The following is a 15,570-nucleotide window of genomic DNA, read 5'->3' on the forward strand; positions in this document are numbered from 1 at the left end:
ACGCATGCGCCGGATTTACCGATGACAAGACAGCGAACGCCGCGCTATCTGCCGTTCATCTGCACAACTCACGTACCTACGCCGCGTTCGATGCCAGCCCCGCCACGGTTTCGCGGTAGCGCGCCGCAATGCGCTCCTCGTCGCGATGACGGAAATCGCGCACCACCCATGTGCCGCCACACATGACATGGCGCACCAGCGGCGTATTGCCCGCGAACAGGAAACTGTCGATCACCGACTGCGTATCGCGTGCCGCCAGCAGCGGCGAGTTTTCGTCCAGCACCAGCAGATCGGCACGCGCGCCTTCGCGCAGTTCGCCGATGGGGAGCCCCGCCGCCTGCGCGCCGCCGCTCAGCGCCGCGCGCCACAGCGTTTCGCCCACGCTGGCGCCTGGGCGGCGGGCGCCGATATTGCGATGGCGCGAGGCCAGCCGCTGGCCGTATTCGAGCCAGCGCAGCTCTTCGACCGGCGAGATCGAGATATGCGAATCCGAGCCGATACCGAGCCGGCCGCCCGCGTCGAGATAATCCGCCAGCGGAAACAGGCCATCGCCGAGGTTGGCCTCGGTGGTCGGACACAGGCCGGCCACCGCGCCGCTGCCCGCCAGCCGCGTCGTTTCGGCGTCGGTCAGATGGGTGGCGTGGACCAGGCACCAGCGCTCGTCGACGGCCGCATTGTCCAGCAGCCACTCGACCGGACGCGCGCCGCGCAGGGCCAGGCAGTCCTGCACTTCGCCGATCTGTTCGGCGACATGAATATGGATCGGACACTGCCGAGCTAATTTATTCGCCAACACCTCATGCATCGCCTCGGCCGGCACGGCGCGCAGCGAGTGCAGCGCGATACCGACACGCAGCCGTTCGTTTTCATAGGGCTGCAGCGATTGCAGCAGGCGCAGATAGCTGTCGACGCTGTTGCCGAAGCGGCATTGCCGCGGTGCCAGCGCGCGGCCGTCAAAGCCGCCACTCATGTACAGCACCGGCAGCAAGGTCAATGCGATGCCCGCGTCGCGTGCCGCCTCGATCAGCGCCAGCGACATCGCCTCGGGCTGCGCGTAGGGCGTGCCGTCGCTCTGATGATGCAGGTAATGGAATTCGCAAACCTGCGTGTAGCCGGCCTTGAGCATTTCCACGTAGAGCTGGGCGGCAATCGCCTGCAGCGATTCGGGGCTGATCGCCGCCGCGAAGCCGTACATCACCTCGCGCCACGACCAGAAACTGTCGTCGATGCGGCTGCGGCGCTCGGCCAGGCCGGCCATGGCGCGCTGAAACGCGTGCGAATGCAGGTTGGGCATGCCGGGCAGCACCCATTTACCCAGCGGCTGCACGTTGGTGCTGCCGGCAGCCGCGATCAACCCGTCGGCATCGACGCCGAGGCTGGCATCGCTCTGCCAACCCTCGACGCCCCAGATGTGGCCGGCGCTGTCATTGCCCATAAGTGCGTGATCGCTCACCGCGTTTACTCCATAGATAGAACCCGATGTAAAACCGAGCCGAAGCCGATCGGCCATGCGGACGATGCAAGCCGTTGAGGCAAAAGTGTAACCGGCGCGGTCGCCTTCACTTCACTTTCGCTGCGGCATAATCGCCAAATGGCCAAGAAAACTAGCGAACTCAACCCCAAACTCCTGCTTCGTCTGGCAACGCCGCAAGACGTTCCACAGCTCGTTGACCTCACCGCGCGCATCTACACCGCCGAGTGGGGCCACTCGGCCGAAATGCTGCGCTCACAGCAGACCCACTTTGCCGAAGGCCAGTTCGTCGTGGAATACGAGGGCAACGTGGTCGGCTATTGCGCCACGTTTCGTATCGACGAAGCGACCGCGCTGGCACCGCATACCTGGATGCAGATCACCGGCGGCGGCATGGGCTCGCGCCACAAGCCCGACGGCAACTGGCTGTACGGCATGGAAGTGGTGGTGCATCCGGATTTTCGCGGCATGCGCATCGGCCAGCGGCTGTACCAGGCGCGCAAGCGTCTGTGCATGGATCTGAAACTGCGCGGCATCGTGTTCGGCGGCCGCATCCCAGGCCTTGCCAAGGCCATGCCGCGCTACGGCAGCGCCGAGGCCTACGTGCAGGCCGTAGTGGAAGGCAAGCGGCGTGATCTGACGCTGAGCTTTCAGCTGTCCAACGACTTTGAGGCGATCGGCGTGCTGCGCGCGTACGCGCCGTCGGACTACGACTCACTCGGCTACGCCGTGCACATGGTCTGGCGCAATCCGCAGCTGCTCGATCATCCGGACATGCCGTCGATCCCCTCGACCCAGCACATGCCCGACTCGGTACGCGTGGCGTCTGTGCAGTACCAGCAGCGCAAGATCGCCTCGTTCGAGGAGTTCGCCACCCAGGTGGAATATTTCACCGACATCGCGGCGGACTACAACGCCGATTTCGTGACCTTCCCCGAGCTGATCACGCTGCAGCTGCTGTCGATCGAAAACACCGAGCTGTCGCCGGTGGAATCGATCCGCAAGCTCAGCCAGTACACGCCACAGGTCAAGGAGCTGTTCGGCCGTCTGGCCGTCCACTACAACATCAACATCATCGCCGGCACGCATCCCACCGAACAGGCCAACGGCGACATCCACAACGTCTGCTACGTCTGCCTGCGCGACGGTTCGATCCACGAGCGCGAGAAGCTGCATCCGACCCCAAGCGAGCGCACCGTCTGGAGCATCACCGGCGGCGACACGGCGGCGACGGTGCAGACGGACTGCGGCCCGATCGGCGTGATGATCTGCTACGACTCGGAGTTCCCGGAAGTGGCGCGCCACCTCACCGACCAGGGCGCGCTGATCCTGTTCGTGCCGTTCTGCACCGACGTGCGCGAGGGCTACCTGCGCGTGCGCTACTGCTCGCAGGCGCGGGCGATCGAAAACCAGTGCTACGTGGTGCTGTCGGGCAACGTCGGCAACCTGCCCGGCGTGAACAACTTCGATATTCAGTACGGCCAGAGCTGCATCCTCACACCCAGCGATTTTCCGTTCGCGCGCGACGGCATCGCCGCCGACTCCACGCCGAACATCGAGACGGTGCTGTTCGCGGACCTGCGGCTGGAAAGCCTGGCGCGCGCGCGCAACGCCGGTGCGGTGCAGAACCTGAAAGATCGTCGTTTCGATCTGTATGAGATGCGCTGGCACACCAAACCGCTAAGCTGAAGCGACGCGCGCCTTGCGGCAGACCCCCGTTGCTGACTGGACCCGTCATCCCGGCCTTCGCCGGGATGACGAACTCATCGGCATGACGAACCCATACCGCTTTTGTGTGACTACCGCAGGCCTACCCTCGCCAGGTCTGCGATAATCAACGGATGACCGACGCTACCCCTCCCCGCTCCAATCCAGCTGACCGGGACGGAGCCGGTCAGGTGCCTCCGGTCACTCGCTCATCCAATCCGCGCCTGCAGGCCGTGCTGGGACACGAGTTTTTCGCGCCCCAGCAGTGGAAACGCCGCATCGCCCTGTGGGCCGGCGCGCTGCTGGTGGCGTTGGCGGCGATCGTGTTCGCCAAGGCGAGCGACTGGTCGTATCACCTGTTTCAGCGCATTCTCACGCACGGCATCTGGATTCCGCTGATCATCACGCCGGCGGTCTTCGCGCTGCTGGCCTGGGTCACCGAGGGCAAGCTGCGCGCCACGCGCGGCAGCGGCATTCCGCAGGTGATCGCCACGCTGCATATCGAGGACGAGGGTTTTCGCCAGCGCATGCTTGCTCTGCCGATTGCGGCGGGCAAGATGATCCTCACCCTGCTTGCCCTGGCTGTCGGCGCGTCGATCGGCCGCGAAGGCCCGACGGTGCATGTGGGCGCGGGCATTTTCTATTCGCTGGGCAAGCGCTTCGGCTTCGACGATCCCAAGGCCGCCTCGCGCTTCATTCTCGCCGGCGGTGCGGCGGGCATTGCGGCCGCCTTCAACACGCCGCTGGCCGGCGTGGTGTTTGCGATCGAGGAACTGGCCGGCACGTTCGAGCATCGTTTCAGCGGCCTGCTGCTGACCGCCGTGATCGTCGGCGGCGTCGTGTCCTTGGGCATCATGGGCAACTACGCCTACTTCGGCCGGGTGGAAACGCTGCTGCCGCTAGGCCACGCGTGGCTGGCCGTGCTCTGGTGCGGCGTGATCTGCGGCCTGCTCGGCGGCCTGTTCGCCCGCCTGATTCTGCTCAGCCGCAACGGTCCACTGGCTTATATCGGCCGGCTGCGCGCCCGCGGGCCGGTGCTGTTTGCCGGCGGCTGCGGGCTGGCGCTGGCCGTGCTTGGCGTGCTCACGCACAGCTCGGTGTACGGCACGGGCTACGACCAGGCGCGCGCCTTCGTGCAGGAGGCCGCGGTCACGCCGGGCCAGTCGTTCGGCATCGCCAAGCTGCTGGCCAACGTGGTGTCGTACTGGGCCGGCATTCCCGGCGGCATCTTCTCACCGGCGCTGGCCGTGGGCGCCGGCATCGGCCACAACATTGCGACATTCCTGCCTAGCGTGCCCGCCGCGTCGGTCGTGTTGCTGGGCATGAGCGCGTATCTGTCCGGCGTCACCGGCGCACCGCTGACCTCGGCGGTGATTGCGATGGAGCTGACCGACAACCAGGACATGGTCATTCCAATCATGGCCTCGTGCCTGCTCGCCCGCGCCGCCGCCTCGCTGTTCTGCCCCACGCCGGTGTACAAGGATTTTGCCGAGCGCATGGTGCAGGATTTCGAGAAGCAGCAGGCCGCTCAAGCCGAGACCACGGAAAAAGCCCGTCTCGAGGCCGAGGCAATGCAGCATGTCGGCAACACTACGGCGTTCGACGAACCGGCCGGACCCGTCGTCGCTGAAACCGACGCGGATGAAGGCCATTCGGATGAACTCGACGAGCTCGATGCGGAGGCACCGACCGAAAAGCATGGCCTCGATGAAAAACCGTCAAGCTCACCGCCCCAAAACCACTAACGTCATGATGGAATTCATCGAAGCATGAGCACGCCGCGCTGGGATCGATTGCTGATGAATGCCTCGCTGGCAAGCTTTGCCGGCGACGTTCCCTATGGCCTGATCGAGCGCGGCGCTATCGCCCTCCACCACGGCCGCATCGCCTGGATCGGGCGCGTCGACGCACTGCCGGATGCGCCGAACGCGCTGGCCTCCATTGTGGAATCGGTCGATGGCGCCCTGATCACGCCGGGGTTGATCGACTGCCACACGCATCTGGTGTTTGCCGGCGACCGCGCCCATGAATTCGACCTGCGCCTCAATGGCGCCAGCTACGAGGAGATCGCCCGCGCCGGCGGCGGCATCGTCTCCAGCGTCGGCGCCACGCGCAGCGCGTCCGAAGACCAGCTGTATGCGCAATCGCTGCCGCGCGCACAGGCGCTGCTCGCCGACGGCGTGACCACGCTGGAAATCAAATCGGGCTACGGCCTGAATCTGGAAAGCGAGCGCCGCATGCTGCGCGTGGCGCGCCGACTCGGCCGCGAACTCGGCATCACCGTGCGCACCAGTTTCCTCGGCCTGCATGCGTTGCCGCCCGAGTACACGCATCGTCGCGACGACTATGTCACCCTCGTCTGCGAGGAGATCCTGCCGGCGCTGGCGGCGGAAAAACTGGTCGATGCGGTCGACGCCTTCTGCGAGACCATCGGCTTCAGCCACGCGGAAACGCGCCGGCTGTTCGAGCGCGCCAAGGCACTGGGCCTGCCGGTGAAACTGCATGCCGAACAGCTGTCCGATATGGATGGCGCCGCGCTGGTCGCCGAATACGGCGGCCTATCGGCCGATCATCTGGAACATCTCAGCGAGTCCGGCATCCGCGCGATGGCGGCGGCCGGCACGGTCGCCGTGCTATTGCCCGGCGCGTTCTATGCGCTGCGCGAAACCAAGCTGCCGCCGATCGAGCTGCTGCGTAAACACAGCGTGCCGATGGCGATCGCCACGGACTGCAACCCCGGCACCTCGCCCCTGCTGTCGCTGCGCCTGGCTGCCGGCATGGGCTGCACGCTGTTCCGCCTCACGCCGGAAGAAGCGCTCCGCGGCGTCACCGTCAACGCGGCGCGCGCGTTGGGCCTTGCCGATCGCGGCACGCTGGCCGTCGGTCAGCGCGCCGACCTCGTCGTGTGGAACGCTCGCCAGCCGGCCGAACTCTGCTACTGGATCGGCGGCGATCTGGTACGACAGGTATGGCTCGCCGGTGAGGCCGTGTCTACCGCCGACTGACTACCGCGCAAGCTTGCATAAGCATCGCGCCCTTCAATCTACGACAAGCGGCGGCGACCGCCCTGTACGCGAACGATGCGCTCGACCAGCGCCGCATAAAATGTCTCCGGCAGGTCGGCACGCACCGGCACGCGCCACCAGTGCGGCTGGGCGAAGCCGCGGCATTTGACGGCGTCTTTGTCGGTCATCAGCACCGGCAGATCGTCCGCAAAGTTCATATCCGCCGGGACAAAACGGTGGTGGTCGGCAAACGCATGCTCGATCACGTCGATGCCGGCGCTGAGCAAGCTGTCGAAGAATCGCCGCGGGTTGCCGATCGCGGCCACCGCGTGCACGCGCTGCCCTGCGAAGGCTTGAAGCGATTCACGTCGATCGCCGGCCAGCGACACGACCTGCCCACCCTCGAGCCGCATCGGGTATTCGCCGTCGGCCGCGCTGCCGCCGTTGCAGACACGAAGATCCACGCGCTGCAGTCGACTCATCGGTTCGCGCAAGGGACCGGCCGGCAACAGCCGTCGATTGCCGAAACGACGCACGCCGTCGATGACGCAGATTTCCACGTCGCGCGCCAGGCGATAGTGCTGCAGGCCGTCATCGGCGACGACGAGATCGCACCCCGCATCGAGCAGCCGCTGCGCCGCTGCGGGGCGGTCGCGGCCCACCGCTACCGGTACGTCGCTGGCATGGATCAGGCAAGGTTCGTCGCCCACCAAGGACGGATCAGGCGCTTCGCCGAGCAACATCGGCTCACGCTGCGTTCCGCCGTAGCCGCGGCTGACCACGCCCGGCCGAAAGCCCTGCTTGCGCAGCTCGTCCACCACGGCGATAGTCAACGGCGTCTTGCCGGTGCCGCCGATGCTGAGGTTGCCGATCACGATAACCGGCACCGGCAAGGCGATGCTGCGCAGCACGCCGGCTCGATAGAGCGCATGGCGCAGGCGCATGACGGCACCATAGAAAATCGACAGCGGGCCCGTCCACCACGGTGCGCGACCGCTGCCGTACCAGGCTGATTCGAGCGTATCGATCAGCGCCATAACGAGCCTCAGATGCCCAAGGGCTGGCCGACCGGTTCACCGGCCGAATCGGTCGCCTGGTCGTGGAACTGCATGCGATGCAACGCCGCGTAATGGCCACCCAGGGCGATCAGCTCCGCGTGGGTACCGCGCTCGACGATGCGGCCCTGATCCATCACCGCGATCTGATCGGCGTGCTCGATGGTCGACAGGCGATGGGCGATCACGACGGTGGTGCGGTCCTTCATCAGCCGCTGCAGCGCCTGCTGGATCAGCCGCTCGGATTCGGTATCGAGCGCACTGGTCGCTTCGTCCAGCACCAGGATCGGCGCGTTCTTGAGAATGGCGCGCGCGATCGCGATGCGCTGACGCTGGCCGCCGGAGAGCATGTTGCCGCTCTGCCCGATCTGCGTCTGCAGGCCCTGCGGCAGGCGCGAAATGAATTCCATCGCGTTGGCCGCCTCGGCCGCGGCAACGATATCGAACTCGCTGGCGCCGGCCAGTTCGCCGTAGGCGATGTTGTTCGCGATCGTGTCATCGAACAGCATCACGCTCTGACCCACCCATGCAATTTGTTTACGCAACGATGTGAGCGTGTAGTTCTCGTAATTCGCGTCGTCCAGCACGATACGTCCCGTCGTCGGCTCATAGAACCGCGGCAGCAGACTGACCAAGCTACTCTTGCCGCTGCCCGAACGGCCGACCAGGGCCGTTACGGTGCCTGCCGCACAGTGCAGATCAACGCCGCGCAGCGCGTGCCAGCCATTGCGCGGATACACCAGCCCCACGTTGTCGAAACGAAGATCGCCACGCGTCCGCTGAAGTTCGATCGTGCCACGATCGATTTCCGGCGGCAGGTCGATCACTTCGAAAATATCTTCGGCGGCCGAAATACCGCGTTGAATATTCGACTGCACCGAGGTCAGACGCTTGAGGGATGCCAGCATGGCGCCCATGGCGGTGAGTACGGTAAAGAACGTACCCGGTGAGATCTGGTTGATCACCTGCGGACGCGTACCGAGAAATACCAGCACCGCCAGCGCCGTCGACGCGACGATCTGCACGGTCGAGCTGGATGCCGCATTCGTCGCGGTGATTTTCAGATTGAGCCGTCGGGTGTTTCTGGTGACCTGTTCGAAACGGCTGGCCTCACGCGCCTGACCTCCGTAGATGCGCACTTCCCGATGCGCGCCAACCGATTCCTCCACCGTACCGGTCACCGAGCCCATGCTGCCCTGGATGCGGCGGCTGATCTGTCGATAGCGGCGACTGACCACCGTGGCGACGAGCGCGATCGCCGGCACCATGATCAGCAGAGACAGCGTCAGATACGCGCTGTTGTAAAGCATCACGGAGAGCATCGCGGCGACGGTGAAACCGTCGGTGATGGCCACCTTGGCGGCATCGGTGGATGCCGACGCCACCTGCTCGCTGGTGTAGGTGACGCGCGATACCTGCTGGCCCGAGGGTTCGTTGCCGAAATACGGCGCAGGCAGTCGGAGATAAGCTGCAAATACGTCCCGCTGCATGGCCTGCACCACGTGCCGGCCGATATACGACACGCCATAGTCGCTGGCGAACGTACCGAGCGCGCGCACGTAAAAAATCGCGATGATCCAGATCGGCATCCAGAAGATCCAGTAGGCATCTTTCTGCGCGAACAGCTTGTCGATCATGTTTTTCAGCAACTGGTTGAACAGCGCCAGCCCGCCGCCGTCCAGCAGCATGCCGACGATAGCCACCAATGCGATGGGCCAGTAGCGCGCGGAGTATCCGAGCAGTCGTCGATAGACCTGCCGACTATGGGCGTTCCAGATGCCGCCCTTGCGTTGGCTCACTGCGCGTTGTCCAGTTGCGTCGGCGTCGTAGCGATCGACAGTCGGGTAAAACCCAGCTGGCCCAGCGCATCCATCGCGGTGACCACGTTCTGATGTGCCGTCATGCCATCGGCGCGAATGGTGACCTGGCGATCGCGGTCGGTGCCGGCGATGCGCGCGATGGCCTGCTTCAGCGGTTCGATGCCTTCGCCCATCACTTCGTCGCTGCCGACATAGAACTTGCCGTCGCGATCGACCACGATGGTGAGCGCGGGCGCGCTGGTGTCGTGATCCTGCGAGCTGGCCTTGGGCAGCGTCACCTGCAGATGCGTGTGCTGCACGAAGGTGCTGGTGAGCACAAAGAACATCAGCAGGGTCAGCAGCACGTCGATCAACGGAATCACGTTGATCTCGAAATCGTCCTGGCGGCGGTCGTTACCGATACGCATGCGTGCGCGCTCAGCCGGCGCTCGGCGCGGCGGGCGCCGGGCTGCGGCGCGCGCGCGGCGCAGGGGCTGGCGCGGCCGTAAGCGTCAGATCGTCGAGCAGCGCGGTGGCCTGTTTTTCCATCTGCACGCAGTAACCCGCCACGCGCGAACGGAAGTAACGATGCAACACATAGGCGGGAATCGCCACGGTGAGGCCCGACGCCGTGCAGATCAGCGCTTCGCCGATGCCACCAGCCATCTTGGCCGGATCGCCGATGCCGCCGGCCATCACTTCCATGAACATGCGGATCAGGCCGATCACCGTGCCGAACAGGCCCAGCAGCGGACCGATCAGCGCGATGGTGCCCAGCGTGTTGAGGTAGCGCTCCATCCGATGCACCACGTGCCGGCCGGTGTCCTCGATGCGCTCCTTGATCAGTTCGCGCGGGCGATTGCGCACCGCCAAGGCGCCGGCCAGCAGCTCGCCCAGCGGCGAACCGGCGGCCAGCGCGTCGATATGCGCCGGATCGAGCTGACCCGAACGCGCCCATTCGCGCACCTCGTCGCCGAGGCCGACCGGCAGCACCGCGCTGCGGCGCAGGGTCCAGCAGCGCTCCAGCACGATCGCCAGGGCAATCGCCGAACAGATCAGGATGGGCACCATCGCCCAGCCGCCAGCCATCAGGATTTCCAGCACGTCTCGACCCCGTCGCAGCAACGATTTGATGAGCGCGCATGATAGCAGTGTCGCCCGTAGCGACTGCGGCGTGCTCGGCATCCTGCGAACCGCGCCCTGCTCGACCGCACGTTTCGACAGGCTTTGGCTCACTGCCTATTCGCGCCAATAGCGCCTTTCGCGAAATCGCCAGCCCTGCCGCCGCTGCGCCGGGCCGTTCGCCGGAAAATCCAGCGGTATCGCACCCTGCTCGGCCGTATTGAAGACCGGTATGCTCGCCGCCGCATAGCGCGCCAGCGTGTTCGGCCGGGGATGGCCGAAGCGATTGCGCCAGCCCGCCGAAACAACCGCCAAGGTCGGCTGCATGCCAGCGATGAAACGTTCGCTGGACGAACCGCTGCTGCCGTGATGGGGCACCAGCATCACCGGCGGCACGCCCGGATCCATCGCGGCAAGCACCTGCGGTTCTTCCTTGACGCTGATGTCGCCGGTCAGCAGCAGCCGCCCGCCGCGGCCTTCGACCAGCAGCACGCAGGATCGATCGTTGTTCTTCGCCGACTTTTTAGCGTTGCCCGCGCTGGTGCCAGCTTGGTCGAAGGCTGGATTCAACACGCGAAAACGCACGTCGTCCCATTGCCACGACTGCCCGGCCACACACTGCTGCATCGGCAGCGTCATGCGCTCTGGCTCGCCGGCGTAGCGTGGCGCGTCGGGAAAGGCGTCGGCGACGGACTGCGCACCGCCGGCGTGATCGTTGTCGCCATGGCTGATCATCAGCATGTCCAGCCGGTTCATGCCCAGCGCGTGCATCGATGGCAGCACCGTCGACTCGCCCAGATCGAACCCCGACGGATAACGTGCGCCGGTGTCGTACACCAGCACGTGCCCGCGCGTGCGCAGCACCACCGACAGGCCCTGCCCCACGTCGAGCACCCAGGCCTGGAACGCGCCTTCGCGCGGCAGTTCACGTGGCGGCAGCAGGAGCGGCAGAAACAGCAGCGCGCCAAGCCAGCGCATCGGCACGCCACGCGGCAGGAACAGCCACAGCGCGCCCACCAAGGCCAGCAGCATCGCCCACGGTTGAACGGTCGGCAGATACCAGTGCGCGCCCGGCCAGTTCGCCATCGTTTCCAATAGCCACCACTGTGCGTGCGCCAGCTTCGCGGCAAGCCACAGCACGGGCGCGGCCAGCGGCGGACAAATCGCCATCGCCAGTACGCCGACCAGTGCGCACGGCACGATGACGAAGCTGATCACCGGCACCGCCAGCAGGTTGGACAACGCGCCCACCAGCGACGCCTCGCCGAAAAACCACAGGCTGAGCGGCAGCAACGACACCGTCATCACCATCTGCCCGGCCGACAGCTCGTGCGCAAACGCATGCAGACCCCGGCCGCGCGCCTGCAGGCACAGCATCAGAAACGACACGCCGACGAAGGACAGCCAGAATCCCGGTGCCAGCACGCAGAGCGGATCGACCAGCAGCATCGCGATCATTGCCAGCGCCAGCGACTGCGCACCGCTGCCGCCGCGACGGCTGCAGCGCGCCAGTGCCACGACGGCAATCATCAGCAGGGTGCGCACCGTAGGCAAACCAAAACCCGCCAGCGCGCTGTAAACGCCGGCCACCAGCAGCGCCGCGCCGGCTTGCGCCTGCGGTCCCGGCAACAGGCAGCCGAGGCGCGGCCAGATCGCATACGCCAGCAGTGCCAGCCACACGCCAAACACCGCGGCCACGCCGACGTGGAAACCGGAAATGGCGATGAGATGCGACACGCCGTTGGCACGCGCGACGTCCCAGTCGCGTTGCGCCAGCCCGCGCGTGTCGCCGACCGAAAACGCCTGTAGGAGGGCCGCGTCGTGCGGATCGCCGACGCGTTGGGCGATGCCGCGCGAAATCGCATTGCGCACGCCGTCGATGCAGAGCGACGGGTCGCCCACCGGCGCGTTCTGCGGATCGTCCCGCACATAGCCGGTGGCCACTACGCCGCGCTCCAGCGACGAGCGTTCGCTATCGGCGCCGCCGGGATTGAGCAGACCTCGCGGGCGCTTGAGCCGTAGCAACAGATGCCAGCGCGAACACGGCTCGATCGACGGCGCGCCGTTGTACCAGGAGACGTTGAGGTGCCCATGCAATGCGATGGGCTTGCCATCCAGCGTCGCGCGCTCGACGTGCAAAACGAATGACGTCGCATCGCTGCGTGCCTGCGGCAACTCGGCGATGCGGCCGACGACAGAGAAGTCCTGACCCTCCAGCGTGCGCGGCAAGCGCGCGTCCATACCGGCCGCACCACGCCAAGCGGCCCAGACGACACCCAGCAGCACACAGGACAGCCAGCGCCAGCGTGGATATCGCCCACCGAGCAGCAGGGCAGCGAACACCAGCGCCACAAGCCATCCATTCGGTGGCAGACGCGGCAGCCACTGAACGAACAGCACGCCACCTAGCAGCATCAACGCTGCGATAACCGCCGTCGGCATTGTCGTGCTTCGCGCCACGCGGCTTGCTCCGCATCGTCCGTGATGGCGACGAGCCTAACGCGGCAAGCCGCGGCCGGAGGACGAAATGCGTGTAGGCGATGGCCGCGCGGGCTCACGACGACTCGCTCGGCTCGATGGCGTCAGGCGCGAACGTTTTCCTGCAGCACGCCGTTGTGCAGGGTCAGCGTGCGGTCCATCCGCGCGGCCAAGCGGCTGTCGTGCGTGACCAGCACGAAGCTGGTGCCGATCTCGCGATTGAGCTCGAGCATCAGCGCATAGACCTGGGCGGCATTGGTCTCGTCGAGATTGCCGGTCGGCTCGTCGCCCAGCACGCACGCCGGGCGGGTGACCAGCGCGCGCGCGACCGCACAACGCTGCCGCTCGCCGCCGGACATCTCCGACGGTTTGTGATGCGCGCGTGCGCCCAGACCGACGCGCTCCAGCAGCGCGGAGGCCTGTTTCTGCGCTTCGCCGATCGCCGTGCCGCGAATCAGCAGCGGCATGCAGACGTTTTCCAGCGCAGTGAACTCCGGCAGCAGATGGTGGAACTGATAGATGAAACCGAGCGAGCGATTGCGCACCCGGCCGCGCTCGGCGTCGGAGAGTTTCGACAGCACGCGGCCGTCCACCTCCACTTCGCCCGCGGTCAGCGTGTCGAGGCCGCCGATGATGTGCAGCAAGGTGCTCTTGCCCGACCCGGAGGCGCCGACGATCGACATCGTCTCGCCACGCTTCAGGGTAAAGCTGACGTCGCTCAGCACGTCGGTGCGCAGGCCGCCTTCGTCATAGGTCTTGGCGACGTGGCTGGCGCGCAGCACAAAGTCGCTGTTCGTGGTGGTCGATGAAGCGTTCATGGCGGTCTTATTCATAGCGCAGCGCCTGGGCCGGCTGCGTGCGGGAGGCGCGCCAGGCCGGATACAGCGTGGCCAGCAGCGAAAAGGCAAACGTCAGCAAGGTGACCCACATCACATCGTGCCAGTCCAGCCGGCTGGGCACCTCGCTGATGTAGTAAACGTCGGGCGAGAGAAACGTCACGTTGAAGGTGTGCTCGATCCACTTGATGATGCCGGGCAGCTTCCACGACAGCAGCGACCCCAGGCCCACCCCGAAAGCGATACCGACCACACCGACCAGCACGCCCTGCACCATGAACATGCCCATGATGCTGCGCGGCGTGGCGCCCAGCGTGCGCAGGATCGCGATGTCGGCCTGCTTGTCGGTGACCAGCATCATCAGCATCGAGATCAGGTTGATCACCGCCACCAGGATGATCAGCGAGAGGATCACGAACATCACCATCTTTTCCATCGACAGCGCGGCGAAAAGGTTGGCGTTGGTGTCTTTCCAGGTCTGCACGCGATAGACCTGTCCCAAGGTGTCGGCCAGTTCGCGAGCGACAGGGCCGGCGTTGAACAGGTCGTCGAGCTTGAGGCGAATGCCGCTGGGGCCGTCGAGGCTGTTCAATTTTTCGGCGTCGCCGATATTGACCAGCGCGAGGCCCGAGTCGAACTGCTCCATACCCATCTCGAACACGCCGACCACGTGGAAGCTGCGCATGCGCGGCACGCCGCCCATTGGCGTGGCCCGCAACTCCTGCACAACGACGGTCACGCGATCGCCCACGGTAACCCCAAGCGATAGCGCCAATTCCTTGCCAAGGACAATGTTCCAGCTGTCCGGGGTCAGATCGGCAAGCGAGCCTTCCACCATGTGCTGGCCAATATCAACCACCTTGGACTCCTGCGCCGGATCGATGCCGCGCAGAATGGCGCCGCTCGAATGCTGCGCGCTCAGATAGGCCTCGGTTTCCACATACGGCGCCGCGCCCAGCACGTGCGGATTGGCCTCGGCCGTTTTAAGCGCGCGCGGCCAGTCCTGCACGCTTTCGTTGATGCCGGAAATGGTCGCGTGCGATACCGCGCCCAGGATGCGGTCGCGCATCTGGAAATCGAAGCCGTTCATCACCGACATCACGGTAATCAGCGCAATCACGCTGATCGCAATGCAGACGATCGACACCGTCGAGATAAACGAAATGAACTGGTTGCGCCGCTTGGCGCGGGTGTAGCGCAGGCCGATAAAGAGTTCGAGCGGTCGGAACATGGCAACCTGATCTGTGGAGCCGAGAGGGTAAAGCCGATCAACCGGCCATCGAAGCAGCATCACGGTAACCCATAGACCGCGCCGACGCGGCAGAGTGCCCGAAGCGGTCGGGGCCGGCAAGTCGGTCGGTCACCGGCATGAACGTCAAGCGCGCGCCGACGATGCCTCCGGCTGCAGGGTCGCCAGCCGCATGCGCAACCGGCGACGAATGTCGGGGTCGCTATTGTCCGGCGCCAGCAGCAGGCTATGCGTACCGTGCTGCGCCGTTTTCAGCCGCAGCAGCACCAGCGCCCCAAGCACGCGGAAAGACCCCAGCGTGGCCGGAAGATCGTCATGCGAGGTCATATGCAGCGTCCAGCTGTCGTCGGCACCCCAGCCAGCGGCCGATACGGACGACTGCGTAATCCGTCGAATCGTTCGCACAGCGGCCACCAGCACCACCGGCGACAGAAGAATTTTCATCCACCATGTCAGCGCACTGAGCAGCAGCGCGAGCACGGCCAGCGCGGCAACGCCGGTCAGAACGACGCAATACCCGGGCGAAGGCCGGTATTCAAAGCCGATGGCGGGTGCGGATGTCATCGATGATGACCTGCCAGTCCTGGCGCTCCGGCCGCGCGTGGCCCATCACCCAGTCCCACAGATCGGGATCCTGCGCATCGAGCAGTTCGTCGAAGGCCTGCTGCTGGGCGGCGTCGGCCGTGGCGAAACGCTCGTCCAGCCAGCCGCCGAACAGCGCATCGAGTTCACGCGTGCCGCGTCGGGTGCGCCAGCGCAGCCGGTTGAGTCGGGCCTGCTGCGGTATTGCGGTGGTTTCGTCCATCGCGGCAGTGTAGCGGCCGCCGCCCTCGCCAAACAGCACAGGC

General features: G+C 65.7%; 13 protein-coding genes. 3 read left to right on the plus strand and 10 right to left on the minus strand.

The genetic code is table 11. The features are described from left to right. Positions 1-76 precede the first annotated feature (76 nt). On the minus strand, positions 77-1,435 hold the full coding sequence (locus tag HDE78_RS03125; protein ID WP_179477131.1) for a formimidoylglutamate deiminase: 1,359 nt from the start codon (positions 1,433-1,435) through the stop codon (positions 77-79). Between the two features lie 156 nt (positions 1,436-1,591). On the opposite strand from HDE78_RS03125, the gene HDE78_RS03130 reads away from it, so the two are divergent. The 3 genes from HDE78_RS03130 to hutI all read left to right on the plus strand — a co-directional run bounded on the left by HDE78_RS03130 (position 1,592) and on the right by hutI (position 6,183). Further along, complete coding sequence (locus tag HDE78_RS03130; protein WP_179477030.1) at positions 1,592-3,160, plus strand: bifunctional GNAT family N-acetyltransferase/carbon-nitrogen hydrolase family protein; 1,569 nt, start codon at positions 1,592-1,594, stop codon at positions 3,158-3,160. 251 nt (positions 3,161-3,411) lie between these two features. Then, positions 3,412-4,923 carry a chloride channel protein gene (locus HDE78_RS03135; RefSeq protein WP_345776023.1) on the plus strand — a complete coding sequence of 504 codons (1,512 nt, stop codon included), beginning with the start codon at positions 3,412-3,414 and terminating at the stop codon, positions 4,921-4,923. Positions 4,924-4,947: 24 nt separating this feature from the next. Further along, the gene (hutI, locus tag HDE78_RS03140) at positions 4,948-6,183 is read left to right on the plus strand and encodes an imidazolonepropionase (protein ID WP_179477032.1); all 1,236 of its coding nucleotides are present in this window, start codon (positions 4,948-4,950) and stop codon (positions 6,181-6,183) included. Positions 6,184-6,221: 38 nt separating this feature from the next. Here hutI and lpxK read toward each other — a convergent pair whose 3' ends face one another. The 9 genes from lpxK to HDE78_RS03185 form a co-directional block, all read right to left on the minus strand. Beyond that, positions 6,222-7,220, minus strand: coding sequence for a tetraacyldisaccharide 4'-kinase (lpxK, locus tag HDE78_RS03145; RefSeq protein WP_179477033.1), 999 nt, complete (start codon positions 7,218-7,220; stop codon positions 6,222-6,224). An 8-nt stretch (positions 7,221-7,228) separates the two neighbouring features. Beyond that, positions 7,229-9,037: a lipid A export permease/ATP-binding protein MsbA gene (gene msbA / locus HDE78_RS03150; protein ID WP_179477034.1), complete on the minus strand. Its 1,809-nt coding sequence runs from the start codon at positions 9,035-9,037 to the stop codon at positions 7,229-7,231. Next, the gene (locus tag HDE78_RS03155; RefSeq protein ID WP_179477035.1) at positions 9,034-9,465 is read right to left on the minus strand and encodes a biopolymer transporter ExbD; all 432 of its coding nucleotides are present in this window, start codon (positions 9,463-9,465) and stop codon (positions 9,034-9,036) included. The genes msbA and HDE78_RS03155 overlap by 4 nt, the downstream gene beginning before the upstream one ends. A gap of 10 nt (positions 9,466-9,475) precedes the next feature. Continuing rightward, positions 9,476-10,141: a MotA/TolQ/ExbB proton channel family protein gene (locus HDE78_RS03160; RefSeq protein WP_345776021.1), complete on the minus strand. Its 666-nt coding sequence runs from the start codon at positions 10,139-10,141 to the stop codon at positions 9,476-9,478. Between the two features lie 135 nt (positions 10,142-10,276). Continuing rightward, a complete protein-coding gene (locus HDE78_RS03165; protein ID WP_179477036.1) occupies positions 10,277-12,601 on the minus strand; it encodes a DNA internalization-related competence protein ComEC/Rec2 in 2,325 nt (774 codons plus the stop codon). Positions 12,602-12,741: 140 nt separating this feature from the next. Next, positions 12,742-13,470: a lipoprotein-releasing ABC transporter ATP-binding protein LolD gene (gene lolD / locus HDE78_RS03170; protein WP_179477037.1), complete on the minus strand. Its 729-nt coding sequence runs from the start codon at positions 13,468-13,470 to the stop codon at positions 12,742-12,744. After that, entirely contained in the window at positions 13,463-14,704 is a 1,242-nt protein-coding gene (locus HDE78_RS03175) for a lipoprotein-releasing ABC transporter permease subunit (RefSeq protein ID WP_179477038.1), read from the minus strand. Before HDE78_RS03175 ends, lolD begins: the two co-directional genes overlap by 8 nt. Positions 14,705-14,848: 144 nt before the next feature. Then, positions 14,849-15,286, minus strand: a complete 438-nt coding sequence (locus HDE78_RS03180) for a protein YgfX (protein ID WP_179477039.1) — start codon at positions 15,284-15,286, stop codon at positions 14,849-14,851. Then, positions 15,258-15,527 carry a succinate dehydrogenase assembly factor 2 gene (locus HDE78_RS03185; protein WP_179477133.1) on the minus strand — a complete coding sequence of 90 codons (270 nt, stop codon included), beginning with the start codon at positions 15,525-15,527 and terminating at the stop codon, positions 15,258-15,260. The genes HDE78_RS03180 and HDE78_RS03185 overlap by 29 nt, the downstream gene beginning before the upstream one ends. Positions 15,528-15,570 lie beyond the last annotated feature (43 nt).

Source organism: Rhodanobacter sp. K2T2, from assembly GCF_013408815.1.
In the GTDB taxonomy this organism is placed as follows: Bacteria; Pseudomonadota; Gammaproteobacteria; order Xanthomonadales; family Rhodanobacteraceae; genus Rhodanobacter.